Annotated in this window: 22 protein-coding genes and 1 tRNA gene; 15 read left to right on the top strand and 8 right to left on the bottom strand. The window is 44.9% G+C overall.

The window, feature by feature from the left end; all coding sequences use genetic code 11:
• The first annotated feature begins 50 nt into the window (after positions 1-50).
• Together ACKU40_RS05910 and ACKU40_RS05905 are read left to right on the top strand one after the other, a co-directional pair.
• Complete coding sequence (locus tag ACKU40_RS05910; protein ID WP_320175596.1) at positions 51-509, top strand: GNAT family N-acetyltransferase; 459 nt, start codon at positions 51-53, stop codon at positions 507-509.
• A 327-nt stretch (positions 510-836) separates the two neighbouring features.
• Positions 837-923 (top strand) — tRNA-Leu (locus ACKU40_RS05905).
• Positions 924-1,017: 94 nt separating this feature from the next.
• Here the strand turns inward: ACKU40_RS05905 and ACKU40_RS05900 are convergent.
• Positions 1,018-1,707 carry a DNA alkylation repair protein gene (locus ACKU40_RS05900; protein WP_320175595.1) on the bottom strand — a complete coding sequence of 230 codons (690 nt, stop codon included), beginning with the start codon at positions 1,705-1,707 and terminating at the stop codon, positions 1,018-1,020.
• A 188-nt stretch (positions 1,708-1,895) separates the two neighbouring features.
• On the opposite strand from ACKU40_RS05900, the gene ACKU40_RS05895 reads away from it, so the two are divergent.
• Complete coding sequence (locus ACKU40_RS05895; RefSeq protein WP_320175594.1) at positions 1,896-2,087, top strand: hypothetical protein; 192 nt, start codon at positions 1,896-1,898, stop codon at positions 2,085-2,087.
• A gap of 20 nt (positions 2,088-2,107) precedes the next feature.
• Positions 2,108-3,361 (top strand): amidohydrolase, encoded by a 1,254-nt coding sequence (locus ACKU40_RS05890; protein WP_320175593.1) that lies wholly within the window; start codon positions 2,108-2,110, stop codon positions 3,359-3,361.
• A 70-nt stretch (positions 3,362-3,431) separates the two neighbouring features.
• Here the strand turns inward: ACKU40_RS05890 and ACKU40_RS05885 are convergent, their stop codons facing one another.
• From ACKU40_RS05885 to ACKU40_RS05865, 5 genes are all read right to left on the bottom strand, one after another.
• Positions 3,432-5,519, bottom strand: coding sequence for a tetratricopeptide repeat protein (locus ACKU40_RS05885; protein WP_320175592.1), 2,088 nt, complete (start codon positions 5,517-5,519; stop codon positions 3,432-3,434).
• Between the two features lie 592 nt (positions 5,520-6,111).
• Positions 6,112-6,705, bottom strand: a complete 594-nt coding sequence (locus ACKU40_RS05880) for a transaldolase family protein (protein WP_320175591.1) — start codon at positions 6,703-6,705, stop codon at positions 6,112-6,114.
• Positions 6,706-6,788: 83 nt separating this feature from the next.
• Complete coding sequence (locus ACKU40_RS05875; protein ID WP_320175590.1) at positions 6,789-7,055, bottom strand: transcriptional regulator; 267 nt, start codon at positions 7,053-7,055, stop codon at positions 6,789-6,791.
• Between the two features lie 57 nt (positions 7,056-7,112).
• A complete protein-coding gene (gene folK, locus ACKU40_RS05870; RefSeq protein WP_320175589.1) occupies positions 7,113-7,559 on the bottom strand; it encodes a 2-amino-4-hydroxy-6-hydroxymethyldihydropteridine diphosphokinase in 447 nt (148 codons plus the stop codon).
• 47 nt (positions 7,560-7,606) lie between these two features.
• On the bottom strand, positions 7,607-8,773 hold the full coding sequence (locus ACKU40_RS05865; RefSeq protein WP_320175588.1) for an LL-diaminopimelate aminotransferase: 1,167 nt from the start codon (positions 8,771-8,773) through the stop codon (positions 7,607-7,609).
• Between the two features lie 115 nt (positions 8,774-8,888).
• On the opposite strand from ACKU40_RS05865, the gene xerD reads away from it, so the two are divergent.
• The 11 genes from xerD (at position 8,889) to ACKU40_RS05810 (ending at position 22,814) form a co-directional block, all read left to right on the top strand.
• Positions 8,889-9,803 (top strand): site-specific tyrosine recombinase XerD, encoded by a 915-nt coding sequence (gene xerD, locus ACKU40_RS05860; RefSeq protein WP_320175587.1) that lies wholly within the window; start codon positions 8,889-8,891, stop codon positions 9,801-9,803.
• A gap of 10 nt (positions 9,804-9,813) precedes the next feature.
• Positions 9,814-12,489: a CBS domain-containing protein gene (locus ACKU40_RS05855; RefSeq protein ID WP_320175586.1), complete on the top strand. Its 2,676-nt coding sequence runs from the start codon at positions 9,814-9,816 to the stop codon at positions 12,487-12,489.
• Between the two features lie 307 nt (positions 12,490-12,796).
• Positions 12,797-13,285: an HIT domain-containing protein gene (locus ACKU40_RS05850; RefSeq protein ID WP_320175585.1), complete on the top strand. Its 489-nt coding sequence runs from the start codon at positions 12,797-12,799 to the stop codon at positions 13,283-13,285.
• Between the two features lie 20 nt (positions 13,286-13,305).
• Positions 13,306-13,662, top strand: a complete 357-nt coding sequence (locus ACKU40_RS05845) for a LapA family protein (RefSeq protein WP_320175584.1) — start codon at positions 13,306-13,308, stop codon at positions 13,660-13,662.
• Between the two features lie 91 nt (positions 13,663-13,753).
• Positions 13,754-14,827 (top strand): tetratricopeptide repeat protein, encoded by a 1,074-nt coding sequence (locus ACKU40_RS05840; protein ID WP_320175583.1) that lies wholly within the window; start codon positions 13,754-13,756, stop codon positions 14,825-14,827.
• A 17-nt stretch (positions 14,828-14,844) separates the two neighbouring features.
• Positions 14,845-17,502, top strand: coding sequence for a DNA mismatch repair protein MutS (mutS, locus tag ACKU40_RS05835; protein ID WP_320175582.1), 2,658 nt, complete (start codon positions 14,845-14,847; stop codon positions 17,500-17,502).
• Positions 17,502-17,954 carry a hypothetical protein gene (locus ACKU40_RS05830; protein ID WP_320175581.1) on the top strand — a complete coding sequence of 151 codons (453 nt, stop codon included), beginning with the start codon at positions 17,502-17,504 and terminating at the stop codon, positions 17,952-17,954. Before mutS ends, ACKU40_RS05830 begins: the two co-directional genes overlap by 1 nt.
• Before the next feature lie 24 nt (positions 17,955-17,978).
• Positions 17,979-19,217 carry a diaminopimelate decarboxylase gene (gene lysA / locus ACKU40_RS05825; RefSeq protein WP_320175580.1) on the top strand — a complete coding sequence of 413 codons (1,239 nt, stop codon included), beginning with the start codon at positions 17,979-17,981 and terminating at the stop codon, positions 19,215-19,217.
• A gap of 217 nt (positions 19,218-19,434) precedes the next feature.
• A complete protein-coding gene (locus tag ACKU40_RS05820) occupies positions 19,435-20,154 on the top strand; it encodes a 16S rRNA (uracil(1498)-N(3))-methyltransferase (RefSeq protein ID WP_320175579.1) in 720 nt (239 codons plus the stop codon).
• A 67-nt stretch (positions 20,155-20,221) separates the two neighbouring features.
• Positions 20,222-21,484, top strand: a complete 1,263-nt coding sequence (locus ACKU40_RS05815) for a replication-associated recombination protein A (protein ID WP_320175578.1) — start codon at positions 20,222-20,224, stop codon at positions 21,482-21,484.
• A 187-nt stretch (positions 21,485-21,671) separates the two neighbouring features.
• Complete coding sequence (locus tag ACKU40_RS05810) at positions 21,672-22,814, top strand: ATP-binding protein (RefSeq protein ID WP_320175577.1); 1,143 nt, start codon at positions 21,672-21,674, stop codon at positions 22,812-22,814.
• On the opposite strand, the gene ACKU40_RS05805 is transcribed toward ACKU40_RS05810, so the two are convergent.
• Both ACKU40_RS05805 and ACKU40_RS05800 read right to left on the bottom strand, forming a co-directional pair.
• Positions 22,791-24,011 (bottom strand): HDOD domain-containing protein, encoded by a 1,221-nt coding sequence (locus tag ACKU40_RS05805; RefSeq protein ID WP_320175576.1) that lies wholly within the window; start codon positions 24,009-24,011, stop codon positions 22,791-22,793. The two genes, ACKU40_RS05810 and ACKU40_RS05805, sit on opposite strands and share 24 nt — an antisense overlap.
• A gap of 29 nt (positions 24,012-24,040) precedes the next feature.
• Positions 24,041-24,919, bottom strand: coding sequence for a CheR family methyltransferase (locus tag ACKU40_RS05800; protein ID WP_320175575.1), 879 nt, complete (start codon positions 24,917-24,919; stop codon positions 24,041-24,043).
• Positions 24,920-25,003: the final 84 nt, after the last annotated feature.

The raw sequence follows: 25,003 nt of genomic DNA, 5'->3' as shown, positions 1-25,003 counted from the left end.
GAAAGGGTTGGAGCGAAAGCTTCAACCCTTTTTTCATATGTGGAGTAAAAATGATTATTAGAGATGTAACTAAAACCGACTATAGTGACCTGATTGAGCTTTGGGAAAGATCTGTCCGTGCGACCCATGATTTCCTTACTGACGGCGATATTGAATATTTAAGGCCTCTCATTTTAGAGCAGTATTTTGATGCAGTTGAATTGAAGTGTGTTAATGACTCACATGGAAAGATTCTAGGCTTTTGTGGTGTAGCTGAAGGAAATCTTGAAATGCTTTTTGTTGATCCGCAAAGCAGGGGGAAGGGCGTTGGTTCGGCTTTATGTGCATATGTCATCGACAATTTAGCTGTCACCAAAGTTGACGTTAATGAGCAGAATCCTCAGGCTTTGGGATTTTACGAGCATATTGGCTTTCGTGTTGTAGGAAGGTCCGCTCTGGATGGTCAGGGCAAGCCGTTTCCACTCTTGCACATGGAGTTTGATTTCCACAGAACACGCGGAAAGGTATAATTAATTGCAAAAAATATCACTCTCAGATTTGGCTCAGAATTGATTTTTTAGCATTTTTCTTGTGCGGTGTTGCACCAAAGGGGATAGCTCGTCAGAATTGAATTTTAGGCCAAATCGGTGTTGCTCGAAAAAATTGAATATTTGTTGGGTTAATTTAAATTGTTTTTTCAATTTCTGATTGGGTATTCAAATGGGTAGTTGCTGAAATTATTGATAAAAATACAGTCTAAACTTTTTTTGGAATTATTAACAAAAACATCTTGCCAATGGTGGCAGATTTACGTAAACACTTCTTCACACGACGCGGTAACGCGTTGTTCACCTCGGGCCGAGGTGGTGGAATTGGTAGACACGCTGTCTTGAGGGGGCAGTGGAAGAGATTCCGTGGGGGTTCGAATCCCCCCCTCGGCACCATGCAACAGAGAAAGGGTTGAAGCAAAAGCTTCAACCCTTTTTTGCGTTTGTACGGCAATAGATATTTTTTTGGCCAAACGAGAGGATAAAGCGGCTACAAAAGCTTATGCATATTCTTTAAAGCCTCGCGCTTGCTTAAACCTGAAAGTCGCCCCGTATTTGCTTCAACGTAGCCTTTCACAATTTGCGGATGAGTCCATGCATAATCCCGCAATGCCCAGCCGATGGCTTTGCGTAGGAAAAATTCTTTTGAATCGATATTAGGCTCAATGCATTGCTGCAACAAAGTGAAATTTAGTTCATCTTTGAAGCGGAGCTGACAAAGAATGGACGAACGACGTTTCCACATGTGGTCATCAGTTGACCACTCAAGCATCAATAACCGCATTCGTTTTGGTTCAGCCCGCAAGATATTTGCAAGTGGTCCGGTCAAGGCATCACAGTAATCCCACCATGATCCGTTGACTATCATTTCTTCCACCATGGGCAGAGCTTCCCACGTATGAAATTTTAGGCAGGGCTTCCAGTCTATCAAATCTAAAGCACTGTATCGCTCTTCGCGAAATTCAGCTTCGCGCCAAAGCTCCAGCACTGCTGCTTGCCACTTATCAAAATTCCAAGGTTCAAATTCTTTAAAAATGCGAGTACAAGATTTGCGGCGAAGGGGAGTGCTGATGCCATAGAAATCCATTTCGGATTTCATATATTTTTTCATAGCCGGTGCGCGTTCAGGGTCAGCGAGGGCTTGAAGTGTTTTGCGGATAATAGGGAGAATAGATGACATCTTGCAGCTTATTTTCCAATGTGTTTATATGCGAAGTGATTGTTATAAATTAATATATGGGAACTTTTCTCTCTTTTCAACCATTTGGCAACGACTGATGCGATAATTTTCATGGACATAGCAGATTACAGACAATACAATTCAACCTGCCTGTAAATATAGACAATTTCATTTAAAGGAGTTTCAAAATGAGTGATGTTAAAAAAAGCGTAGATTACATCTTCCATGGTCTGGATGCTCTTGATGTTCTGCTCTGTTCAAAAGAAGCTGAAAATCTCAATGTCCGCAACATTGTTGGACTTCTTCATCCTATTCTCGACGATGCCAAGCGTAGGGCACATACTGAAATTTCCGCCCGCAACACTAAAGACAAAGACTAGTAGATCAAAAGGGAACTTCAATGGATTTGACCAAACTGGTTCAAACTGAACTGGATGATTTAGTCAGAATTTACAAGCACCTGCATGCTAATCCTGAACTTTCGCGTGAAGAAGAAAAATCTTCCAAACTGGTTGCAGATCAGCTGGAGGCATGCGGTATTGCTGTGACCAGAAATTTTGGTGGCTACGGTGTTGTCGGTGTTCTGGAAAATGGGGATGGCCCGACCGTTATGGTTCGTGGCGATATGGATGCACTGCCGATCACCGAAGAAACCGGACTTGAGTACGTCAGCTTCGTAAGAGGTAAAGATCCTTCCGGCAATGATACAGGTGTGATGCATGCTTGCGGGCATGATGTTCATATGACCTCCCTTGTGGGAACAGCTCGAGTGCTTTCTAAATCCCGAGAAAGCTGGAGCGGAAAAATTATTTTTGTTGGACAGCCTGCAGAAGAATCTATGTCCGGTGCGCGGGCAATGATTGAACAGGGGCTGTTTGAAAAATTCGGTGCTCCTGACTACTGTCTCGCCACTCATGTTATCACTAAACTTGAAGCCGGAAATATTGTGGTCAAATCCGGCCCGATCATGGCCGGAACCTACCAACTGAAAATTACCGTTCGCGGAGTAGGGGGGCATGGCGCTATTCCGCAGGAATGTATTGATCCTGTTGTGCTCGCCGCTCGAATCATAACTTCGCTGCAAACCATTGTCAGCCGAGAGTTCAGTCCTCTTGATCCAGCTGTTGTCACCGTTGGTTCCATCCATGGCGGAACAAGGGCCAACATTATTCCCGGCGAAGTAGTCATGGAAGTTACCGCAAGATTTTGCAATTCAGAAGGGCATGACCGTATTTTTGAATCAGTGAAGCGAATCTGTAAATACGAAGGCTTGTCTATGGGGCTGCCTGAAGATTTGTTGCCCATAGTTGAATTTGATGATGAAAGCGATCTGCCCGCAACAACTAATGATAGTGGATTAGCAGATATTGTCCGCAAAGCTGCCGCGGAATACCTTGGCGCAGACAAAGTGCATGAAGCAGAAATGGTCATGGGCAGTGAAGACTTTTCACTGTTCAGAACAGCCGGCGTGAAAGAAACTCCTTCTTGTCTTTTTTTTACCGGGGCTACATCTGCTGAAGAAATGTCAATGTTCCATGAGAAAGGAATTAACCCGCCGTCCATTCATAACAGCAAGTTTTACCCTCCGCCGGAGCCGACCATCAAGACTGCCGTCACCACCATGGTTGGAACAGTACTAAGAATTTTAAGTTAAAATTAAAGGCCCTGCTAAATATCTTAGCAGGGCCTTTGTTGTTTTGGTTTAGAACCGCCGGAGGCATCTTTTAAAATGGAAAGCTAACTTCTTTTCCTGCTCCGACTTTGGCCAGTTTAGTATCGATGGCATCAAGTCTGGCCTGAGCGGCTTCTTTTTGAGCCTTCCGGTCAGCACGTTTAATGACTGTTTTCAGGAACCGTTTTGCTGTTTCAAATTGTCCTTTGTGCTCATAAATCATGGAAGCGCGATACATGGCGGTCACTGCCCAGATATTCTGTTCGGGAAATTCCCAAGCAAGCTCCAGGTAGTGTTTGAGAGCTTCTTCTTTTTTCCCGATAGCATGCTCACTTTCAGCAATCCAAAAGAGCACTTCTGCACGTAGTTCGTCATTTTCCAATTGATCGCGGCCGGACCAGATTCTTTCAAGTATCGCTTGAGCTTTTTTTAGATCCCCTTTCTGCTGGATCATCAACGCAAGCTTCAATTCCTTTTCAGCAGGAAGAGTTCCACCGGACTGAAGAATTTCATTGTAGGCATTCATGGCTTTATCGTCTTTTCCGGTTGCGAGATCATAGGCAACTGCAGCGGAAAGCCACTTAAGACGAAGTTCTGGCCCAAACTTATCCTGATCAACGCGTTTCAAATAATATGCAGACAGGTTGAAATCACGTTTCTGTGCTGCCTGATCCGCTAAGTAAATAAAGCTTTCAGCTCCAAGTTTGGACTTAGGAAAGAGAAATGCACAGCGCCGGGCAATTTGTGTACTTTGTTTTTGGTCAGCCTGTTTTGATAGGTCTGCAAAAACAAGCAATCTGTCCAGTGGATTGGTGTTGATAATTTTGTTGATATTTTTGGATGAAATAGTCTTCCAAAAAGGAGCGTTAATGTCGCTGAAATACTCAATACCTGCGGCCTCACTTAATCCGGAAATTATAAAAAGATGCTCATTTTTCCCGTAATCGGCAGAACTGAGAACTTTGGACAAAGGCAGCTTGAAAGCAATTCCACTGGCAATCCTGAGGCTCATGGGCAGGGTTTCCTTGTCTAGACGCTTCAGAACATTTTCAGCCAGCTCCATGTCCCCGGTCAAAAAGGCAAATGCCAGGCGATAATTCTGCAAAGCGTTAACCAGATCACTGGAAAGCAGGAGTGACCCTGTTTCACGGTCAATGGTTTCAAGAGCCTCTTGTGGGTCCATCTCCATTAGTTTCTTTCGGAAAACATTCCATGCAGGCGATGTCGGAGCGCCGAGCTGCCAAAGGGTAGGGGAGATGATTGCCGGTTCTAAAACCCCTGCTTTAATGAATGAAGCGGGACGGATGAGATTCTCTTCATTAAAGATAGAAACTGTCTCGGGAGCTTTTCCGGATTCCAAGTGCTGGTTTACAGATTTCCAAAAAGTTTGAACCGTAGAATTGGAGATTCCATCTAAAGCGGTATTTGATTTTGACCATTCGCCGATACTGGCTGCTGCCAAAGACTGGGCAATCAACACACGGTCTGAGTCCGCAACAGCGGTAGAATTGCTCACAGACGGAAGACTCTCGGTTGTACCGTTCAAACTTTCAAGCTTGGATTTACTGTTAATGATAAAGTAGGTTGTGGGCCATACTTTTTCAGCCTGACTAAATGCTTGCTCTAGAAGCATCTTCCGTGATTCCAGTGCGGATTCAGGAGTGGCTCGATACCCCCAGTAAAGGGAACGCCAGACATCAAACCAAATACTTTTAAGGTAGGAATCCTCTTTGAATTTAGTGGACATGATATCTTGATCCATCAAGCGTGCAGCCTGGCTGAACCAGATTACTCCTTTTATCGGATCTCCGAGAGCTCTCTGGCATTTACCACCAAGCCAAAGTCTGGTGATTTCCTGAGTTTTGTCAGCAAAAGCCGGCGTTGATTGCAGAGTTTCAAGGCATGCTGAATAGCGACCAAGATTGAAAGCTGTTTCAGCCCGTTTCAAAATCAATTCAGGAGTATCTCCGGTCTGGGAATAGTTCTGTTCCAGAATATCCCACGCTCCATACTTTTCCAGCCATGTTTCAAATGAAGCTGTCTTGCTGGATGAAGCAGCGAATACATTTCCGCTTCCCCCGAACAAAACAGCCGCAGCCAGAAGAGAAGGCAATATCTTTTTCTTAAGTCTCAAACTCATGAAAACCTCATGGATTTAGAATTCAATTCAACGTGAATTATTAGTTACCACTGAGATAAAGAAAAGCGTCTCAAGAGGCAAATTTAATCGCTAAAAGGAACAAAGTTTTATCAACAACCTAGTTAGTGGCTCAATAATTAATGATAAAACATGAATTTTGATTCGATAAATATTAACTAACTAAATTTTAATATTAAATTAAATGTAAACTTATCGATGAGAATAAAGGTGGAGTCCTAAATTGTATCAACTTTATCGCTTATATTTTGCAAAGTTTACATAATTTACATTATGAGACAATTGTATAAGGATAGTAATATCAATATGATATGATTAAAATTCTTTATCTTTCAAAAAATACGGGCAATCTTGGCCAAGTTCACTCTTTTCTTCTGAACCTACTCAATGGTCATTAATTTTTTTCGTCTTTAAACTCGCTCATAACTGTTTAGACTGTGAGTCTTGGAAAACATTTTTAAAACGCTTAGAAGCCAAATTTGGCGGTCGTAATATTTGAATATAAAAGAGCCTTGTCTGCTATCAATCAGACAAGGCTCAAAATGATAAAATTTATACAATGATTAACTTGACGCTAACTGTCGTTCTCCAAAAACTTCATCAAACCCGTAAACGAAATCTCCAGTCCATCAACTCCAGTCGCGATCACTGAATCCAAGTCGATTGATTCGCCGGACACATTTGCCAGCACATCTGTATGCAGTCCATATTCGCGAATCAACTTTACTGTCTGAGTCAGGACTTCGAAATCAGCGCCATGTTTCTGCTTGAATCCTTTCACATCGAAACTGACAAAATCTGCACCTGATTTTGCTGCCATTAGGGCTTTGGTGATGCTATTCAGTCCGTTGAACATTACAGGCACATCTTTAGTCGTCAGTAATTTGCAAGCCTTAAAACCTTCAAGTGTAGCTTTAATGCTGATCACGATATTTGGACTTAACTGTAATAATTTTAAGGAATCATCGAGAATCTCTTCAGAGCTCCTGCCATCTGCCATCGCAAAGACAGGGCCGTTTGTATTGCTTACGATCGCTTTTGAATCATTATCCGTTGCGACACATTTTTCATTGCCGTTCTCAGTAAGTAAGTTGATTCCGTCAATGAGACCGTATTCTCCAGCGTTTCGTACTTCATAAAGAGAACAGGTTCTTAGGTAGATTTTCATGAAACTCCCCTCCCCGCTTTTCATGCCCAAAAAAAGAACCCTTTTAACTAAGTCAAAAGGGTTCATGAAAATATTGCGAAGATTTACTCGCCGCTGTCAGCCTCAAGGCTTTTGATATACTTGTCGCGACATTCAAAGGAGCAAAAGCACTCGACCTTTTCACCGTTACGGACTCGAATATCGCCGTCCTTGGGCACATAGGCCCCGCAGACAGGGTCTTTGACCATTTCACCTGTCTTGACCTTTTTATTAAAATCCTTGCCGGCCTGATCCTGTTTCTTTTTTTGATCGCCGCTGAAGAGCTTCCACATAACAAAAGCAGCAATTGCGATAACAATAAATTTTACCATAAATTCAACACCTCAATATAAAAAAAGGCCGCACCTATAGGAGGTGCGGCCCAAGAATTAATCCTGATAAATCTTATTACCTTCAGTGCGGTAATCAATTTTTTTCAGAGCGTCAGCAACGGAAGTACCGTCTGGGAAGACGAGTTCCGGATCAATGTCAGTCAATGGCAGGAGCACAAAGGCTCTATCCAAAGCCCGGGGATGGGGAACTGTGAGATAATTCCCGCTTTCAATGACTCGGTCTCCAAAGAGAATAATATCCAGGTCAATGGTCCGGGGTCCGTTTTTAACGTCCCTTACCCGATCCATCTGCCCTTCTACTGCTTGCAGTGTTGAAAGGAAACCTTCTGCGGACCAGAGTTCGGGGTCAACGTCGAAACGGACCACCTGATTCATAAACCACGGCTGATCTTTCAATCCCTGAGGTTCGGTCTCATAAGTTTCAGACCAGACTTCAGGATCAATACCTTCATATTTTTCCAGTCTAGCAACAGCCTGATTCAAATTATCTTCAGTGTCTCCAATGTTTGAACCAAGACTAACGTAGACCTTTACAGTTTGGATATCCGTGATACTGCCTCCTTGAGCCTGTCGGTATCAACTGTCAGCGAAATTCTGAAATACCCTTCACCGGATTCGCCGAAGCCGTTACCGGGAGTAACAACAACACCGGTTTCCTTCAGGAGCTTGGATACGAACTCGGAAGAAGTGTAACCTTCGGGAGTTTTAGCCCATACGAAGATGGAAGCATCTGGCACCTTGCAGGAAATGTTGATCTTTTCCAGAGCTTCAACAACGCAGTCGCGACGCTCTTTGTAGATCTTGCGGAATTCCTTAACGTAAGGTTCGCCTTCTTTAAGTGCAACAATTCCGGCTTCCTGTACAGCCTGAAAGATACCGGAGTCGACATTTTCTTTAATTTTTCCCAGTCCGGCGACAAGTGAGGGATTACCTACTGCCATACCGCAACGCCAACCAGTCATATTGTAGGTTTTGGACAGGGAGTGGAATTCAATGGCCACATCTTTTGCGCCGGGAGTTTCCAGAATGGAAATGGGCTTCTTGTCTTCATCATAGTAAACTTCGGTGTAAGCTGCGTCTGCTGCGATGATAACATTGTGCTTCTTGGCTTTGGCAACCAGCTTTTCGTAGAATTCGGGTGTTGCGGTCGCGGATGTGGGGTTGTTGGGGTAGTTTACAAAGATAATCTTGCACTTATCCCATTTTTCATCACTGATAGCGTCGAGATCGGGCAGAAAATCATTCTCTTCAAGCAGAGGAATAATTTCCACTTCACCGCCGGCAAAGCCGGATGCTACCGGGTAAACCGGATAGTTGGGAGAAGCTACCAGCACGAGGTCGCCGGGGTTAACAAAAGCCAGCGGGAAGTGAGCGATACCTTCTTTGGAACCGATCAGAGATACAACTTCTTTAGTTGCGTCCAGGTCCACGTTGAATCTTTCCTTGTACCAGTCAGCAACTGCCTGACGGAAAGTCAGCAGACCAACATAAGAAGGATACTGGTGGTTAACCGGATTCTGAGCTGCTTTGTGCAGTGCTTCAATAATAAAATCGGGAGTCGGAAGGTCAGGATCGCCAATGCCGAGACTGATGATATCCACTCCCTGAGCTGCTACTTCAGCTTTGAGTCTGTCAATTTCAGCAAAGAGATAAGGGGGGAGTGTGGCGAGCCTGTCGGCAAGTTTAAATTCTGGCATTTCGGTATGCTCCTGTCATTTTTGGTTAAAATATTATCAAAACTCTTTAAATGTGCTTGTTTGCGCTGTCAATCACCTTGAGCAGTCGCGGTCATACGTGTAATGAGTAATGGATATGACCGAGAATGAAAACAATACATCCTGTAAACACCAATGGATCGACCGTTATCTGGAGTACCTGCTCATTGAGCGTGGTCTCTCGGAAAACAGCCTTAGTGGATATCTGAGTGATCTGGAGTCTTTTCAGTCTTTTCTGGAAGATAGGTCCGCGAAAATAGAAGACGCCACAAGTCAGACATTGCTGCTCTACCTTACATATCTAAGGTCAAAAGCATTGAAATCAACCTCGCTGGCGAGGCATCTTTCGTCTTTGCGGGGATTTTTTGCGTTTTGCACGTCGCGGGGATTCATTAAAGAAGACCCTGCAACTCTGTTGGAAAACCCAAAGCTCCCCAGAAAGATTCCTGAGTTCCTATCACCGGAGGAAATCGGCCGCATGCTCGCTTTGCCCAAGCTGACCGAGAAACTCGGGTTTCGCGATCGAACTATGCTTGAGCTGCTTTATGCAGCCGGAATGAGAGTCTCCGAATTGATCAATCTTAACATTGAAGACTTTGATCCTCAAACCGGAGTTCTCATCATTTTCGGCAAAGGTTCCAAGGAACGGCTGGTGCCGATTCATTATGTGGCGCAAAATTTCTTAAACCAATACATTAAGGATTGGCGTCCTGCTTTTAATCCCAAGGTCAAGAACATCTTCTTAAACAGATCAGGAAAAGGACTTTCCAGACAGGGTGTCTGGAAACTGATCAAGAAGTTCGCACTGGAAGCAGGTATAAAACGTCCAATATCTCCGCACACTTTTAGGCATTCGTTTGCCACCCACTTGCTGGATGGCGGTGCGGATCTGCGTACAGTCCAGTTGCTTCTCGGTCATTCAGACATCAATGCTACAGAAATATACACACATATTCAAGCCGGAAGATTGGTCCAGCTTCATAAACGCTTTCACCCACGTTCTGTAATGTGAGATTTTAAGAATGTCAAAAAATGAAAACCTTATAAAAGCGGAAACAATAATTACCGGCCATGTAAATGCGGATTTCGATTGTTTGGCCGCTATTGTTGCTGCCGGAAAGCTTTATCCTGAAGCAACCCTTGTTTTCCCCGGAAGTCAGGAAAAAAATTTGCGCAATTTTTATATGGAAAGCGCAACATATTTTTTCAATTTCAAGCACTTGAAGGAAATAGACAAGAGTGCCGTCAAGCTTCTGGTTGTGGTCGATACCTCACGGCGTAAAAGAATTGTTCATGTTGATCCTATTCTCAATAATCCGGGACTGAAAATACATATTTACGACCACCACATGAAGTCTGAATGCGACCTTGATCCTGAATTTATGATCAAAAAACCATGGGGATCAAGCGTTGCAATCCTTTCTCATGAAATTCGTGAGAAAGGAATTGAAATCAATCAGGAAGAAGCCACTATCATGGGTCTGGGGCTTTACGAAGACACAGGTTCATTTATGTTCAATTCCACCACTGAGCATGATTTTGAGGCTGGAAAATGGCTGCTCAAAAACGGAATGGAACTGGATGTAATTACCGATCTGCTCAATCGTGATCTTTCTGCACAACAGATTACCCTTCTTGGTCGGCTGCTTGAGGGCGCGACAACCCATACCATTAATGATCTGGATGTGGTCATTTCTGAAATCAGCACAGCTGAATATGTAGTAGATTTTTCCGTGCTGGTTCACAAATTCATGGACATTGAAAATATCAAGGTTCTTTTTGCTCTGGGCCGCATGAACGATCGCATCCATCTGGTGGCCCGTTCCCGGACCCCTGATATTGACGTTGGTGCCATCTGTGCAAATTTTGGAGGCGGCGGGCATATCTATGCTGCATCTGCAACCATCAAGGACCGCACATTGGCGGAAGTTCGCGATGAGCTTTTCGCGCTGCTCTACTCCAAGGTTACTCCCCGTTTGAGCGTGGAATCAATTATGTCTAAGCCTCCGGTGGCAATTCCCCGGGATATGACCATATCCAAAGCTGTAGAACGGATGACTCAATACAGCCTTAAGGGTGTACCTGTGGTGGACAGCATGGAAAATATGCGCGTTGTCGGTCTATTGGAGCAAAAGACTGCGGACAAGGCGTTATCCCATAACCTAGGTGATGTGGATGTTGAGATTTATATGCAGCAACCTTTTTCATCCATCAAAACCGACTCCGGGATGCACAGGGTTATGGAAATTATCCTTGGTCAGAAGCAACGGCTGGTTCCGGTGGTGGAAAATGACCGAGTTGAAGCGGTTGTAACCAGAACAGACCTGATCAATATGCTGGTACAGGACCCTGCGCGTATTCCTGAATCCCTGTTTCCGGACAAGAAACAGGAACGCAATATCCGTAATATCATGCGCAACCGTCTGCCTAATAAGATTCTCGACATCCTAGAGACTGCGGGGAAAATGGCTGCTGAAATCGGCACCGAAGCATACGTGGTCGGCGGATTTGTTCGTGATGTGCTCCTGACAAAAAGCAACCTTGACCTTGATCTTGTGGTTGAAGGTGACGGGATTGCCTTTGCCAAGAAACTGGCCAAGAAAATGGATGGTCGGGCTAAATATCACCGTAAGTTCAAGACAGCAGTGGTTATCCTTCCCGACGGTCAGCGGGTGGATGTGGCGACCGCCAGACTCGAATATTATGAGTATCCGGCTGCCCTGCCTACTGTCGAACTTTCGTCAATAAAGATGGACCTGTACCGCCGCGATTTCACAATCAACGCCCTTGCTGTGCACATCAATCCATCCAATTTTGGTAAACTGGTCGACTTTTTCGGTTCCCAGCGGGACCTGAAAGACAAAACAATTCGCGTGCTGCATGCCCTGAGTTTTGTAGAAGATCCCACTCGTATCATGCGCGCTATCAGATTCGAGCAGCGTTTTGATTTTAAAATAGGCGGACAGACTCTCAACCTGATTAAGAATGCTCTCAAGCTGAATCTAATTAATAAACTTTCCGGCTATCGCCTGACCCATGAAATGCGCATTATATTAAATGAAGCAAATGTCCTGCGCAGCATTGAACGCATGAATGAACTGGGCGTGCTCCAAGCCATACATCCTTTAATGGAGCTTAATTCCGCACGTTCGCAAGTAATTGCCGAACTTGAAAGGCTTATGAGCTGGTACAGCCTGCTTTATCTTGAACCGCCCCTTTCTGTTTGGAAAACATATTTTCTAGCCATGTGCATGGGAGTTTCCAAGGCAAAGATGGAACAGATTTATGACCGTTTCAGCTTTTCTCCCAGTGAACGCCGTGAATTCATCCATCTTCGTGATACTATTTTCTGGGCTGCCGGAAACATTATGAACATTAAGCAGGAGATGAAGCCCAGTGAAATATATGAAACGCTCAGCCCTGTTCCCCTTGAGGGAGTTCTTTTCATTATGGCCCGTACCAAACGGGAAATGATTAAAAAATACGTATCGCAGTATTTAACCAGCTTAAGGCTTAAAACAATTGATGTGACAGGCGAGGATTTAAAGGAGTTAGGACTCGAACCCGGCCCTTTATATTCCGATTTTCTTAATCAGGTTAAGCTGGCCTGCCTTGATGGAGAATTGAAAGGAAGAGATGAACAACTCATTTTTTTAAAGGATAAGATTAGCAAATTAGGAAACACAAAAAGCATGTAATATAAATAGCTGTTTATACGATATCTCAAGGTATAAACATTTTGTTTCCCTTGCCCTTGACCTGCAACACGTGTAGAACATGCGGACTTTTTCGATTGACATGGATAAAAAGCCGTTTGTGGATGTTTTTTTCGCGTTTAGGCTCTTTTTTTCATATTTATTGTTGATAATTAGCTGGTATTTAATTACTGGAAATTAATATTGTTTGAGAAAAGACAATGCTAACAATGCCTGCTCCAAAGTTTAGCAGGACAGTCAGACAGTATCTTCTCTGCTATGCGAAGATACTGTAAAGGTTGTTTTACAGATGGACGTATTATGGGCTCCGTGGCGAATGGACTATATTCTTGGTCCAAAGCCGGATGAATGTGTTTTCTGCATTCCGAAACACACTGACGAAGATGAGGAAAGATTAATTCTGCACAGAGCTGAATACTGCTTTGTGATCATGAATAAATTTCCTTACAACAACTGTCACCTGATGGTTACGCCTTACCGGCATGTCAGTAAACTCACTGATCTTGATGAAGCGGAAGCTTCCGAGATCATGAAATATATAACCATAAGCTGCGATATTCTCGAAAAGGCATGCAACCCTCAGGGGATTAATGTCGGCCTGAATATAGGGGAAGCAGCAGGAGCTGGGATCGCCGCCCATCTCCATTTCCAATTGGTGCCCCGTTGGAACGGGGACGCATCGTTTATGGCAGTTTTCGGAGAAACCAACGTTATTCCCGATCACTTGTCTTCAACTTATAAAAGGCTCAAGCCGTTATTTGACAGCTGCTGTCGTTAAGTAACACTAAGGAGGGTTTCATGCGTTACTTGAAGGTTTTGGCTCTGGTAGTTCTCTTTTTCCTTTCCATGGTATTTTTCATTCAGAATACCCCCGAACTTTCTAAGGAAGTAACTCTGTCCATCGAACTGTTCAGCTACAAGTTCATGAGCCAGCCTCTTCCGTACTACCTGTTAATCCTGATTGCTTTTGCTGTAGGCTCCGTTCTTTGCCTGCTCTACTTCATGGCTGATAAGATTCGTCTTTCCGGACAGCTTCGTACCTGTCGCACCAGAATGGCTAACCTTGAGCAGGAAGTTAACTCTCTCCGCAACCTCCCCCTCGATGAGGGGAACTATCCCTCCGCTGAAGCTAGCGAAGAGAAGCCTGCTGAATAAGTAAGCGCATAATTACGGAGTATACGTGTCCTTTTTAAGCGTATTTAAAAAGAAAAAAATGACGGCGTCCGATAATCGGGCGCCGTCATATTTGTCTGGAGCCGGAAAAGGTAAGTCCGGGCTTGCCGACACCCGTGCAGCCATTGATGAACTCAGTAAGGTTGTTAAGGATACTCCGGAAGCTGTTGAAATCTACCTCGCCCTCGGTAACCTCTACCGTTCTCAGGGTGAGATTGAGCGTGCCGCCCAAATCAGGAACAGCCTGATTGTTCGCCCCGGTCTGGACCCGGCGATAAAGTCCCGCGCCCTCTACGAGCTGGGGCGTGATTTCAGCCGCGGCGGTTTTTTGGACCGTGCGATTAATGCTTTTGAAAAAGCCCGCGAAATTGCAGGTGATTCCCCCGAAATTCTGACCGAGCTGGCTGAGCTGGCCGCAGGAGGCAGGGAATTTGAAAAAGCTGCTGCATTTTATTCCATGCTGAAACAGCCTGTACAGGAAGCGCACTACCTTGCCCGATTGGCGGAAGATTATACTTCTGAAGGCGAAGATGCCCTTGCCCGGCGCACCCTGAAAAAAGCTCTTAAAATTTCCTCAAGTTCTGTTGAGTCTTGGCTGCTGGTACTTACCAGATTAAAGCAGGAAGGCTCATTGGACAAATTTAAAAAGAAATTCAATTCCGCACTTGCTCAGGTACCCAAGCATTTGCAATTTGTCCTTATCGAAGGTCTGCTCGCAGACTCTCTTGTTTTCGGGGATATTCCCATTAACTGCAAGGATCAGGATAGTGACCGCAACTATCTATTTTATGAAGTGATGGTTGAAGAAATTTCCAAGTCAGACCCGGATGTAATCATGCATTACTACGGGGCCAGACTCCTGCAGCTTTGCGGAAAACAGGACGAAGCCGGGGTGTGGCTTGAAAAGACCCTGATGCTTAACCAGAATTTCTGGCTGGCACGGCTGGAACTGTTTAAAATTGCTCAGGGGCAGCAGGAACTGACCTCATCCTTCAAAAGCCAACTGGATTTTTTTGTTAATATTGCGCGAAAGGTGCAAAGATTTACCTGTTCCAGTTGTGGCCTAAAGCGGGATAGAATATTTTTCAATTGCCCTAGATGCCGCAGTTGGCATTCAATTTCGTTCCGTAAAGAACTGAACCAGTAAGCCCCAGATATATTATTGTGAGCAAAAAGAAACTCACTCCCATGTTCGAGCAGTACATGCAGATAAAGGCTGAACACCCTGATTCTCTGCTGTTTTTCCGTATGGGAGATTTTTACGAACTTTTCTTTGAGGACGCTGAAATAGCAGCGCGAGAATTGCAGATCGCCCTGACCTGCCGTAATCCCAATTCTGAGGAAAAAATTCCCATGTGCGGAGTTCCGCACCATGCTTCCCGGGCCTATCTTTCACAGCTGATTGAAAAGGGCTATACCGTTGCGCTTTGTGATCAGCTTGAAGATCCCAGGCAGACCAAAGGATTGGTAAAACGTGGTGTTACAAGAGTTTACACTCCTGGTACCGTGGTTGAAGACGATACCCTTTCTGCCAAGGACAGCAATTACCTTGCCGCTCTACTCTGGGATGAAGCCAAATCCGCAGGCGGTCTGGCATGGATGGATTTTTCCACCGGTCAATGGAGCGGCATCCAGAGCAAAAGCGAGAACGACCTCTGGCAATGGGCAATGAAGATCAATCCCCGGGAATTGATTCTTCCGCAGGGAAAGACTATCCCCGGGCAATACGGTGATATAGATGCCCGCATTGCTCCTGCACCATCTGCCGGATACTTCAGTTATAAATCTGCCAAGGATAACATACTTGAAGCCCAGAATGTTGCCGACCTTGATTCACTGGACCTTGAAGACAAACCCCAGCTGACTCGAGCATGCGGGGCACTTATTTCTTATCTTCGCCAGACACAGCTGCAGGATTTTAACCATCTTGGCGAATTCAAGCCTTTGAACTTGACCAAATTTATGATTCTGGACGAGGTCACCGAAAGGAACCTTGAGCTTTTCAAAAGACTGGATGGTAAAAAGGGCAAAGGCACGCTGCTTAATGTTCTGGATAAAACCATTACCCCTATGGGAGGTCGTCTTCTCTCGGTGCGTTTGAAACAGCCTTGGCGGGAAATTTCGCCAATTGAACATAATCAGCGTGCAGTTACATTTTTCCACGATGAGGATTCTTTACGCGCCAAGGTTCGCGAGCATCTTGATACAGTTTACGATCTTGAACGGCTTTCAACCCGTGTGGTGCTTGGACGCGCTACGCCTAAAGATTTTATCAGCCTGCGTCAGAGTTTAAAAACTCTGCCTCCGATTCATTTTATTTTGCATGAAGCAGTCTCCGGCATAGATGATGAGAATCAAGTTACTCCGGCTCTGAAGACTATCGTCAATAAATGGGATTCCATGACCGATGTTGCCGAGCTTCTGGAGCATGCCCTCGTGGACTCCCCTCCTCCGGTCATCACAGAAGGGGGGCTTTTTAAAACCGGCTTCAATGAGGAACTGGACGAACTTATCCAGTTGACCGAGCACGGCGAATCAACCCTTGCTGAATTGCTGGAAAAGGAAAAGAAGGCCAACTACCTGCCCAAGCTCAAGCTGGGATTCAACAAGGTTTTCGGCTACTATTTTGAAATTTCAAAAGCCTTTAAGGGACAGATTCCTGATTATTTTGAACGGCGTCAGACCCTTGTAAACAGCGAGCGTTACATTACCCCGGACTTGAAGGAGCTGGAAGAAAAGATTATTTCAGCTTCAGATAAACGCAAGACACTGGAATATAATTTATTTCAGCAAATACGCGAAAATGTTGCCGGAAACCGCAGTCGTTTCGTATTCATGGCTGATGCTATAGCCGCTATTGACTTCTGGCAGGGACTTGCTGAAGCAGCACGGGCCAACCGATGGTCCTGCCCGGAAATCCATCCCGGTATGGAAGTGGTCATCGAAGAAGGCCGTCATCCTGTTGTCGAAGCCGTTCAAGGTTCGGCAAACTACATTCCCAACAGCCTGACCATTGATGAGAAACGGCGTATCCTGCTTATTACCGGACCGAACATGGCCGGTAAATCTACCGTGCTTCGCCAGGTGGCGCTTATGGGAATCATGGCCCAGATCGGTTCTTACATTCCGGCAAGCAGCGGACGCATCGGACTGATGGACCGTGTTTTTTCGCGTGTTGGCGCTTCGGATAACCTAGCTCAGGGGCAGTCGACCTTCATGGTTGAAATGATGGAGACAGCCCGCATTTTGCGTCAGGCATCCAAACGCAGTCTGGTCATTCTCGATGAAATCGGACGCGGCACATCAACCTTTGACGGCCTTGCGCTGGCTTGGGCGGTTGTTGAAGAGCTTTCCAAACGGGCAAGGGGTGGTATCCGCACCCTTTTCGCCACCCACTACCACGAGCTGACATCCCTCGAGGGAGTGATTGACGGCTTGCGCAACTTCAATATTGCGGTACGCGAATGGAAAGGTGATATTCTTTTCCTGCGCAGGCTGGTTCCCGGTCCGGCAGATAAAAGTTACGGTATCGAGGTGGCCAAGCTTGCCGGGGTACCCAAACCTGTAGTAGTCAGGGCGAGGGAAATTCTTGCGAATCTTGAAGAAAAATCGCAGGATGTGAATGGTCATCCTGTACGTCAGGCGCTGTCCGTGCAATCAATCCTACCGGGAATGATCTGCACAGGTAATGAAAAGAATGAAGCTCCGCCTGAAGATCATGCACTTATCAAAGAGCTGCGCAATCTTGATGTAAACGGACTTTCACCTATAGAAGCCCTTACCCTTCTGAATCAGTGGAAAAAATCACTGGGAGAAAATTAATGAAATTTCATATCCTCAAAAAACAACTGCTGCTGGCCGTCCTCGCCCTCATGCTTCTGGCAACTGCTGGATGCGGAGTTAAGATGTGGCCTGCCCCGCAGCAAAGTGAAGATCTGTACACTTTTGCTTCCGTTGAAGGACGTCGCGTTGGTGAATGTCTTAAAGTAGTAGTAAAGGTTGACGGCGCATATAAAAATGTGGACAATTTGAGCCTTCAATTTCAAGCCGATGGTTCCGGACCGGGCGAAGGCTGTCCTACATGTCCTTTCTTCCCGGCTATCAGGAAAGATTTTACCCCCGGTTCCGAAGGCATTCAATCTGACGGCTCCACCTTCGTATTCAGCGAATGTGGACTTGATCCCGCTAAAAGCTATCGTTGGAGAGTTGTAGGACGCAATGTCTACGACGCACTTGGAGTAGTAATTTCCGACGTATACACAGCTGCACCCTAATCTTTATAATGGAGTCCTTCCACAATGCATCATTTTGAAATTAAAAATAATGAATTGCATGCTGAGAATATCAGCATCACCGAACTTGCCAAAGAGTACGGTACCCCGCTCTATATTTACTCCGCAGCTACCCTGCGCAGACATTTTGAAGCTTTCGATTCCGCATTTACCGGACTCGATCACATGACCTGCTATTCAGTGAAGGCAAACTCCAACCTGAGCGTGCTTAAGCTTCTGGCTGAAATGGGCGCAGGTATGGATATTGTCTCCGGCGGTGAACTTTACCGCGCTCTTAAAGCGGGCGTCCCTGCAAGCAAGATCGTATTTTCCGGTGTAGGTAAAAAAGCATACGAAATTGCTGAAGCCCTTAAGGCCGACATCCTCATGTTCAACGTTGAATCCGTTGGCGAGATGCACCGCATCAATGAAGTTGCCGAATCCATGAACAAGACCGCGCGCATCAGCTTCCGCATCAACCCGGACGTTGATCCCAAAACCCATCCCTACATTTCTACCGGGATGAAAAAGAACAAATTCGGTCTGGATATGGAAACAGCCAAAGAAGCCTACAAGACCGCAAAGGAGCTTTCCAACGTATCTCCTATCGGCATGGACTGCCACATCGGTTCCCAGCTGACCACCATCGAACCGTTCCTTGAAGCACTCGACAAGCTGCTCGCATTCCGTGCTGAGCTTGGCGAAATGGGTATTGAGATCGAACATCTCGACCTCGGCGGCGGACTGGGTATCACTTATGATGAAGAAGAACCGCCTCATCCCAAAGAATTCGGTGAAGCACTGAGCAAAGCTTTGGCCGACAAAGGACTTAAAGTGATACTTGAACCCGGTCGTGTCATTGCCGGTAACGCAGGTATTCTCGTAGGTGAAGTTGTCTACACCAAGAAGACTCCGACCAAGGATTTTCTCATTGTTGATGCGGCTATGAACGACTTGGTACGTCCTTCCCTGTACCAGTCTTACCACCGCATTGCAGAGGTTACCCAGAACAATCGTCCTGAAATTGATTACGATGTTGTCGGTCCCATTTGCGAGTCTGGCGACTTTCTCGCCAAAGACCGTATGCTGCCTGAAATGAAACAGGGTGAACTTATTGCTGTTTTCTCTGCCGGTGCCTACGGCTTTACCATGTCTTCCAACTACAACTCTCGCCTGCGTGCAGCTGAAATCATCGTTGACGGCGACGATGTCATCATGGCCCGCAGAAGAGAATCTTACGAAGACCTGCTTAGACTGGAATCCTAGTATATAATAGGCCTCCGGCGGTCTTGCCGGAGGCCTTGTTTTGATGCGCTGCGCGCTTTTGGTTAATCTGATTTCGCCTCCGGCGGCCAAAGGAGCTAGGCCAGCTCGGCTATCTTTATCCGTATGACTCGAAGCACAGCTTCTCTTCTAACGGCTAAAGTCCTTTGGAATCCCTATTAAGGGATTTTTCTTTTTATGGGTATAGGGTCATAAAAATATGGCAAGACTTAATTCATTCTATCTTCCTCCCGAAAACTGGGGGGAGCCTTTTACTCTCGAAGGTGGCGAAGCAAAGCATCTTGGTAAGGTTTTGCGTACCCGCGTAGGCGATACCGTGCGCCTTTTCGACGGCTGCGGCCGTGAAGGATTGTTCACAGTTAGTGAAATTACCAAAAGCAAAGTTCAGCTTGAGCTGAATGAAGAAAATTCTATTGCAGATCCACGCAACATTACTCTTGCCATCGGCTGGAATAAATCGAGTCGACGCAATTTGATTTTGGAAAAATCTGTCGAATTGCAAACGCGCGGGCTGATCTTTTTTCAAAGTGAATTCAGTCAGGGCAAAGTTCCTGCCGAGACAAAAGAAAGCTGGGACGAAAAGCTGCTCGCAGCCGCTAAACAGTGCGGCAATGCATGGTTGCCAGAACTTCAGACTGTTCAGGGATCAATTGAGAAATTGATTGAGGCTTCCGCGTCTTACGATAATAAACTTTTTTTGTATGAAAAAGCGGATAACGATACGGTGCCGGACAATTCTGTTTTTGCCGCTGAATCCACTCTGGCCGTAATTGGTCCCGAAGGTGGTTTCAGTCCGCGTGAAGCCGAATTATTGATTGAAAACGGCTTCAAACCGGTCAGTCTCGGCAGTTCAACCCTGCGTTGGGAAACAGCCGCCCTGCTCTGCATGGGGACTGCATATCTTGAAAGACAGAAATAATTTACGCCAACGCGGCGAAGCTAAATAAAAGTCTCTTTGGACCTCGGAAAGCCGCCGGAGGCAACATATGAAATTAGAACTTACAGATAATCAGCCTTTGGCTGACCGTATCCGGCCTCAAAAGATTGATGAATTTTTCGGGCAGAATCATATCCGTGAACGGGTTGAAGCTTTCGAGCGTTCCAAACGACTTCCCAGCCTTTTGCTTTTCGGACCTCCCGGTTGTGGTAAATCTACCCTTGCCATGCTGCTGGCAAAATCTACAGGCCGACATTTTATGCGCATCAGCGCGCCGGAATCGGGCATTGCTGCTTTGCGCAAGCAATTGGCCGGCATGGATATCCTTATTCTTGATGAGCTGCATCGCTTCTCCAAGGCACAGCAGGATTTCTTTCTGCCCATCCTGGAATCGGGAGAGATCACCCTTCTGGCAACAACTACCGAGAACCCTTCTTTCAGCGTCACCCGGCAGTTGCTCTCTCGACTGCACGTTCTGCGTCTAAGGGCGTTGGGCAAAACTGATTTACTGGCAATCTGCAACCGGGCCTGCGAAGAGCTTGATATTGAACTTAGTGAAGACAGTTTAAATATGATCACCTCCATGGCTGGCGGTGATGGCCGTAGTATGCTCAATTTACTCGAGTATACTTCGCAACTTCCTCCAGAAAAGCGTGAGGCAGAAAATCTGCGGAAAATCCTGCCTGAAACAGTCATTCGCGGTGATCGGGACGGAGATTCACATTACGAGCTGGCCTCGGCATTGATTAAATCTATTCGCGGAAGTGATCCTGATGCGGCTCTTTATTATTTGGGATGTCTGATCGAAAGCGGTGAAGATCCGAAATTTATCACCCGCAGGCTCATCATCTCTGCTGGTGAAGATATCGGTTTGGCTGACCCACATGCCATAACCATGGCTGTCTCCTGCCAGCAGGCTGTTGAATTTATCGGCATGCCGGAAGGTTTTATTCCACTTTCCGAAGCTGTTGTTTATCTGGCTCTAGCGCCTAAGAGTAACAGCACCTACGCTGCCTACCATACTGTTAAGCAGGAAATCCGTCAGAACGGCATGCTTCCCGTGCCGCTTCATCTGCGCAATGCAACTACCAGTCTTCAAAAAGAATGGGGCTATGGACGTAACTACCTCTATCCGCATTCTTACCCGAATTCTTATGTTGAGCAGGAATATCTGCCGCCTGAAATAGCGGATCGTATGTTCTATGACCCCAAGGATCAGGGGGAAGAACCACGGCTTAATGCGTGGTTAAAAGGCCAGCGCCGTCCGAGTGGCCCTCGAAAACGTCCTGAACCAAAGAAATGGGGCAAGTAAGAAAAAGATCAAAATAGTTTGGATATTCAATTAACAGGCTGAAATAATACGTAAACGAAAAGGCGTATCATTTCAGCCTGTTTCATTTCACGTTACAAATGGTGTTTTGGCAGTAATATAAAGCTATTTTGTTGCCTGCGTTCTTGCGGGGGTGTATGATGAAAGGCAAAACCGTAAGGACACAAATATGCCCTCCTTTAATTCCATAATTGTAGAAAATATTATCGAAAGTCTCGATGTTGGAATAATGGTCATTTCCCCTGAGGGAAAGATTATTTTTTTAAACTCGGCTGCGTGCTCTATTTTGAATTTAGACATGAAAAAACACCTTGGGTTCGGTTGGGGAGAGCTTTTCATTACCGATGCCACCTCTAATGCCGAATTTAATCAGGTCATTCTGGATGTCATCAATGAGCAAAAAACCGGACTTAAGCATATAGTTCCCTACAAAATTAAAGAACGGGAATGTCCTAAAAAACTGTCCATCACTTCCTCATATCTGACTGAAAATGAAGATGTTGTCGGACTTGTTTTTCTCTTTGAAGATATAACTGAAATTTATAATGCAGAAGAACGGGAACGGAGAATCCTTTCCCGCAATGCTGAATTACAGAATGAAAGGATAGAGGGACTGGATTCACTCTCACAGGCGGTCGCCCATCAGGTACTTAATCCTACAACCGTTATCGGCGGAATGACTAATCTTATCTCCCGGAAATTACCGCCGGAAGATCCTTTACAACGTGAACTGAAAATTATTTCAGAAGAGGCCATGAAACTTGAGGGTTTGGTAGCAGCAGTTAAAACTTACTCAAATATTCCAAAACCATACCCTGCAGAAGTAAATACTGTTGAACTGTTTGAAGAGGCGCTGCAACGAGCGAACTTGATACTCGAGCGTATTGGTGAATGCATTGTGATGAAGCTCGATTGTTCTGTGGAAAAAATAACTGTCGGCAAGAAGCTGTTTGAGGCTGCTATTGTTGAACTACTCCTCAATGCCAGCAATTTTACTCCTGAAAAAATTACTGAGGTCAGAATAGAAATTGCAAGAATACAGCAGACCATTCAAATCAGGATAATTGATCAGGGAATGGGTATTGATCAACATGTGCTAACTCATGTGCTGGACCCCTTCTTTTCCACCAAAGCCAAAGGCGTTGGTATGGGGCTTTCGCGAGTCAAAAAAATAATCTTCGAACATCAGGGCAAGCTGAACATCGAAAGCGAAGGCGCTGGTAAAGGAACGACTGTAAGTATAGAGCTCCCGTGCCCGGACGCTGACTGCTGTTCCTCTAAAAAAACATTAACTAAAGAAATTGCTAAATAATTCTTTAATTTGATAATCGTAGTTTTCTACAATTTCTTTCAATATTTCAGTGTCAATTCCCAAAATATCCCATATCTCTTCATCCACTCCGGGAAGTACATACATTCCGCCTTCAGCAATACCGACAGCTAAAGCAAGATTATCCGCTACCTGAAGAATTCCTGCCTCTTTTGACAGTTCACTTTTGCTGGGAGCGTGATGTGAACTGATGATTTCAGTTAAAATCGGAGGGAAATTCCATTTTTCAAGCATACAGCGTGCAACGTCAGCATGATTGAAACCCAGAATCATGTCCTCGGCTTCAACCAGTGGGATAAAATTTTCCCGGGCGAAGAGCATTGCCTGCACAGCACTGTATGGCATCTTTTTGAAGAGAATCAACCTGCCCACGTCATGCAATAGTCCGGCAGTAAACATCATTTCCGGCACAACACCATCAACCTTTTCGGCGATGACTTTACAAAACACCCCGCAAGTTAATGAATGCATCCAGAACGACCGCATGTCGATTAATTCAGGTGGAATATCTTTGAAATATCCTATGGTGGAAAGACCTAAGGCCAAGGTGCACAATTCCTTTCCACCAATCAAGGCCACCGCACGGACAAGGTTGTTTATTTCAGAAGGAAAGCCGTAAAGAGGGCTGTTAACCAGCTTTAATAATTGAGTTGAAAGTCCAACATCAAGACCTACAACGTTCGCAACCTGTTCCGCTGTACTCTTTGAATCTTCAACCACTTCTTTAACTTTGAAAAAGATATCAGGAAAGGATGCGACCTTAATCTCAGCATCAACAATATCTTCTATTGTTCCTTCATCACGGAAGAACAAATCACGCATCTCATCAAGAGCAGTCACGTGCTGTTCATCTTTGGTAGGTAGGCGCCACCCTTCCATAATACGGATTGCAGTTTTATAAACAGCTACATCAAAAAGCTGCATCACGACGGGATCATCGTGATTAATGAACATAAAATAATCACGAGCATAAATAAATGCTTTGTCAATGCTCTCTTCATCAGGCTCTGCAGTCTCCGATCCCAAAATCTTGAGCTCTTCAATTCCCTGATTTTTAAATACGGAAATATTTTTGTTCGTGAGAACAGACCCGGAAGGTAAAAGCATTCTTCCTCCCTGCATCAGGTCTGCTGCTAACACCATACCCGGCTGGACGTCTTCAATGCTCACTGTCTGCATATCTCACCTCGTAAATCTTGATTGGCAGTTCAAATTTTATGATACGTAATTGTTCCGGCGTGCTGCCTGGGTTTGAACATGTCATTAACAATATGTAGTGATTCCGAGTGTCCCACATATAAGTGACCGTTATCAAGTAAATTATTGTGAAAACCGCTGAGAACTTTCCTTTTCATCTCCTTGTCGAAATAAATGATCACATTTCGACAAAACACAATATGTGATTTAGGTATCAGTTTCACTGATTGGGGCTGGTTTAAATTAATCTTCCCAAACTTAATTAAACGCTTAACTTCAGGTTTTATTTGATAAATATCGTTTTCTTTTTCAATAAAATAATTGGAGATTACATGAGGGGGAGTCGTACGCAATGAATATTTTGTGTAAATGCCTTTTTCTGCCATCTTCAGAACATTTGTCGAGATATCATTGGCTGTTATACGAATTCTCCATTTTCGAATATCATCCTTTAAAGCTTCATGCAGAATGATAGCAAGGGTATAGGGTTCCTCTCCAGAAGAACACCCCGCAGACCAGATCCTGATCTCACGGCGTCCTGTTTTGTTTCCGGCATCAATTAATTCTTTAAGAGTAAAGTTGCGGAAAATCTTTAATTGAGGATTATCTCTGAAAAAACTGGTTTCATTGGTAGTTATCAGTTCAGTGAGCATATTCAACTCTTCTGACTTTCCCTTAGGATGCTTTTTCAAATAATCAATATAAGCCGAATAGCTTTTTAATTCTAATTCAGAAAGACGAGGAGCAAATCTATTTTCGACAAGAAAGCGTCTATTATCCTGCAAATAAATACCGGACAGCTCATAAATTATATCTCTGAGCTGTAAAAATTCACTTTGTGTAATTTTTATATTACCGCTAAATCCTTTTCCTGAGAATAAACTACTCATATAACTCTACCATCATAATAAATATAATTACCTTCAATTCGTAATGAACCTAATAATATTTACTTTCTAAGTAGCAGAAATAAA

This window comes from Maridesulfovibrio sp., from assembly GCF_963666665.1.
Lineage (GTDB): Bacteria > Desulfobacterota > Desulfovibrionia > Desulfovibrionales > Desulfovibrionaceae > Maridesulfovibrio.
This window is presented reverse-complemented; position numbering and strand designations above follow the sequence as displayed.

Excerpts from the sequence above, each read along its gene's own strand:
- ACKU40_RS05910 (WP_320175596.1), top strand. The coding sequence starts at position 51 with ATGATTATTAGAGATGTAACTAAAACCGACTATAGTGACCTGATTGAG.
- ACKU40_RS05900 (WP_320175595.1), bottom strand. The coding sequence starts at position 1,707 with ATGTCATCTATTCTCCCTATTATCCGCAAAACACTTCAAGCCCTCGCT.
- ACKU40_RS05895 (WP_320175594.1), top strand. The coding sequence starts at position 1,896 with ATGAGTGATGTTAAAAAAAGCGTAGATTACATCTTCCATGGTCTGGAT.
- ACKU40_RS05890 (WP_320175593.1), top strand. The coding sequence starts at position 2,108 with ATGGATTTGACCAAACTGGTTCAAACTGAACTGGATGATTTAGTCAGA.
- ACKU40_RS05885 (WP_320175592.1), bottom strand. The coding sequence starts at position 5,519 with ATGAGTTTGAGACTTAAGAAAAAGATATTGCCTTCTCTTCTGGCTGCG.
- ACKU40_RS05880 (WP_320175591.1), bottom strand. The coding sequence starts at position 6,705 with ATGAAAATCTACCTAAGAACCTGTTCTCTTTATGAAGTACGAAACGCT.
- ACKU40_RS05875 (WP_320175590.1), bottom strand. The coding sequence starts at position 7,055 with ATGGTAAAATTTATTGTTATCGCAATTGCTGCTTTTGTTATGTGGAAG.
- ACKU40_RS05865 (WP_320175588.1), bottom strand. The coding sequence starts at position 8,773 with ATGCCAGAATTTAAACTTGCCGACAGGCTCGCCACACTCCCCCCTTAT.
- xerD (WP_320175587.1), top strand. The coding sequence starts at position 8,889 with ATGACCGAGAATGAAAACAATACATCCTGTAAACACCAATGGATCGAC.
- ACKU40_RS05855 (WP_320175586.1), top strand. The coding sequence starts at position 9,814 with ATGTCAAAAAATGAAAACCTTATAAAAGCGGAAACAATAATTACCGGC.
- ACKU40_RS05850 (WP_320175585.1), top strand. The coding sequence starts at position 12,797 with ATGGACGTATTATGGGCTCCGTGGCGAATGGACTATATTCTTGGTCCA.
- ACKU40_RS05845 (WP_320175584.1), top strand. The coding sequence starts at position 13,306 with ATGCGTTACTTGAAGGTTTTGGCTCTGGTAGTTCTCTTTTTCCTTTCC.
- ACKU40_RS05830 (WP_320175581.1), top strand. The coding sequence starts at position 17,502 with ATGAAATTTCATATCCTCAAAAAACAACTGCTGCTGGCCGTCCTCGCC.
- lysA (WP_320175580.1), top strand. The coding sequence starts at position 17,979 with ATGCATCATTTTGAAATTAAAAATAATGAATTGCATGCTGAGAATATC.
- ACKU40_RS05820 (WP_320175579.1), top strand. The coding sequence starts at position 19,435 with ATGGCAAGACTTAATTCATTCTATCTTCCTCCCGAAAACTGGGGGGAG.
- ACKU40_RS05815 (WP_320175578.1), top strand. The coding sequence starts at position 20,222 with ATGAAATTAGAACTTACAGATAATCAGCCTTTGGCTGACCGTATCCGG.
- ACKU40_RS05810 (WP_320175577.1), top strand. The coding sequence starts at position 21,672 with ATGCCCTCCTTTAATTCCATAATTGTAGAAAATATTATCGAAAGTCTC.
- ACKU40_RS05805 (WP_320175576.1), bottom strand. The coding sequence starts at position 24,011 with ATGCAGACAGTGAGCATTGAAGACGTCCAGCCGGGTATGGTGTTAGCA.
- ACKU40_RS05800 (WP_320175575.1), bottom strand. The coding sequence starts at position 24,919 with ATGAGTAGTTTATTCTCAGGAAAAGGATTTAGCGGTAATATAAAAATT.